Origin of the sequence: Streptomyces sp. MS191 (assembly GCF_008042125.1) — a bacterium.
In the GTDB taxonomy this organism is placed as follows: Bacteria; Actinomycetota; Actinomycetes; order Streptomycetales; family Streptomycetaceae; genus Streptomyces.
Genome location: NZ_RDBI01000124.1, coordinates 1 through 2,336, shown reverse-complemented (window position 1 = coordinate 2,336; position 2,336 = coordinate 1). Strand labels below are relative to the sequence as shown.

Genomic DNA, 2,336 nt, shown 5'->3' with positions numbered 1-2,336 from the left:
GGACTACCTGCGGCAGTTCCGGCTCGGGCCGCGGACCCAGGACTGGGCCTGGCTGGACTGCGGCAGCGGCGCGGACGGCGACGAGCGGGGTGGCAGGGCGCATCGCCCGGAGAGGGGCGTACGGGGCCGGAGCCCCGCTCAGCGCCCGGCGGTGTGGCGAGGGCGGGAGCGATGGTCCCGGGGGCGTCGCGGGCCGCGCCCGAGGCGGCCTGGCGCGGGTCCGACGAGCCCGGCCCTGAACAGCCCGTAGGTGAGCCGCCGTCGGGCGGCCGCCTCCAGGGCGTCCCGGAGCGCGCCGTTGCGGAGCGTCGCCTCCGGGCCCAGCAGCGCCTCGACGATCGCCAGGGCACCCGCGGTGTCGCCGTGGTCCAGGCGCTCGCGCACCCCGCTGAGACAGTGGGGGTTGCGATGCGCCTCGTCGATCGCGCGCAGGCAGGGCAGGGGAGTTCCGGTCAGCGCGACCAGCAGCTCCTCGCGCCGGACCTCGGCGGGATCGTGGTCCAGCGGGGCGAGCACGCCGTCGACCAGGCCGATCCGGTGCTCGGCGCCCCGGCACTCGACCAGGTGTGGCCGTCCGGCCGGCTCCGGGGCCGGAGCCCGGGAGCGGCCGTGCGGGGAGCGGTCCGGCAGCAGCGCCGAGGCGACGAGCGGATGGAGTTCACCGGCCTCGATCGCGTCCGCACGGAGCAGTTCGAGGTCGGGGAGCAGCCAGGTCGCCGCGTCGGGCAGTACCGGCAGGGCACCGGCCGTACCGTCGGAGGGCGCCCTGGCGACCACCGGCCCGCCCCGCGGGGCGCTCGGGCGCTCGCTTCCGGAGCCGTCGCCGTCCGGGCCGAGGTCGAGGACCAGCCGGTGCCGGCCGACCCGCACGGCGACGCGTCCGCCGGCGTCGGGCCGCCCCTCGGCACGGAGCAGGATCGCCGCCTCCGCCGTCCAGCGGTCCACGGCACAGGGGGCGTCGAGGGGGAGGACGTCCGGGGAACCCTCCAGGGGGTGCCTCACGGATCGCGCCGGGACCTTCGGCGGCACACCCCCCGGCGGCCCCGGATCCCGCGGATCCGGGCACGTCGGCCGGCCGCTCGCGGACCGCTCTCCGACCGCCCCCGCCCTGGTCCGGAGCTCGTCCGTCCTGCGCGCGTCCCAGAGGTGGCGGTGCAGGTCGAGGCGGAACCGCGGGTGCGGCCGGGGATGCGGATGCCGTCGGGCTCCGGCGTCGGGGCGACTGCCGTCCCACAGCGCGAGGCTCATCCGCTGACCGGCGTCCGCCCAGGCCGGTGCAGTCCGGACGACCAGGTGCACCGGGCGCGGTCCGTCGCGCCCGGGGGCTTCGTAGCGCGCCAGAGCGAGGGTCAGACCGGGCCGCAGCAGCCCGTCGGGAGCGACCCTCGGCATGTGCCAGCGCAGCAGATCGGGAGCGAGGTGCCGGAGATCGGCGCGGATCCGGGAGGCCAGTTCCTTGCCGTACGACCGTGCGACGGAACGCAGGTCGAGGTCGACGTCGAGGTGTGCGGCGGTGCACGCACCCGCCCAGTCGCCGACGGCGCGGCGTGCGGTGGCGGTCTCGATCATGGTGGCCGGCACGGCGTAACGACGCACGCGCGACCAGAGGGAGAGACGGGAGTCGTCGTCCGGGAAGGGAGTGCGCATCAGCACTCACCTTGCGTGGACGGGACCCCCCAACTGTGAGCAGCAAGAGTGATCATCGCGGCGAGCATAGCGCCGGGCCCGGCGCACTGCCAGGAGATTTCGCGGCGCTCGGCTCGCGAGGCGTCCGGCGGGCGGCGGCGGACTCCGGCCGCCGGTGCGGGAGTCGAGGGCACGGGCACCCACGGCGGAGAGCCGCGCGGCGGCCCCGGCCGAGGGGTCGTCCACGCGGCTGTCCGCGGTGCGCTCGCCGCGGTGCGCTCTGCGTGCCCCGCGCCGGCGAGGGGTGTCAGCGCGATGCCGAGGGCTGTCAGTGCGTCAGGCGCTCCGGCGACGGTGGTGTGGCGCGGGTGGCGATGCGTGTGTCTCCTGGCGGGTGAGGGCCGCGTGGGCGAGGGGGCGGGGGCTTCACTGTCCGGCGAAGGCGCGGCGCAGCGTCGTGACGGCCAGCTCGATCGCCGACTGGGCCGCGTGCGTCTCACGGAGCGCGTCGAGCATCACGAAGTCGTGGATGACGCCCTGGTAGCGCACGGCGGCGACCGGCACTCCGGCCTCCCGCAGCTTGTTCGCGTACGCCTCGCCCTCGTCGCGGAGCACGTCCGCCTCGGCGGTGATCACCAGGGCCGGCGGCAGACCGGTCAGCTGCCCGACCGTGGCGCGCAGCGGGGAAGCGGTGATCTGCGCGCGCTCCG

2 protein-coding genes are annotated in these 2,336 nt (G+C 76.9%); both read right to left on the bottom strand.

From position 1 onward, the window contains the following. Nucleotides 1–138: 138 nt before the first annotated feature. Nucleotides 139–1,647, bottom strand: coding sequence for a hypothetical protein (locus EAO71_RS35435; protein ID WP_147981922.1), 1,509 nt, complete (start codon nt 1,645–1,647; stop codon nt 139–141). Between the two features lie 405 nt (nt 1,648–2,052). Further along, on the bottom strand, nt 2,053–2,336 hold a 284-nt coding region (locus tag EAO71_RS35430), incomplete at its 5' end, for an alpha/beta hydrolase (RefSeq protein WP_147981921.1).

Bases quoted from the DNA above. Each gene is read 5' to 3' on its own strand.
- EAO71_RS35435 (WP_147981922.1), bottom strand. From the start codon at position 1,647: ATGCGCACTCCCTTCCCGGACGACGACTCCCGTCTCTCCCTCTGGTCG.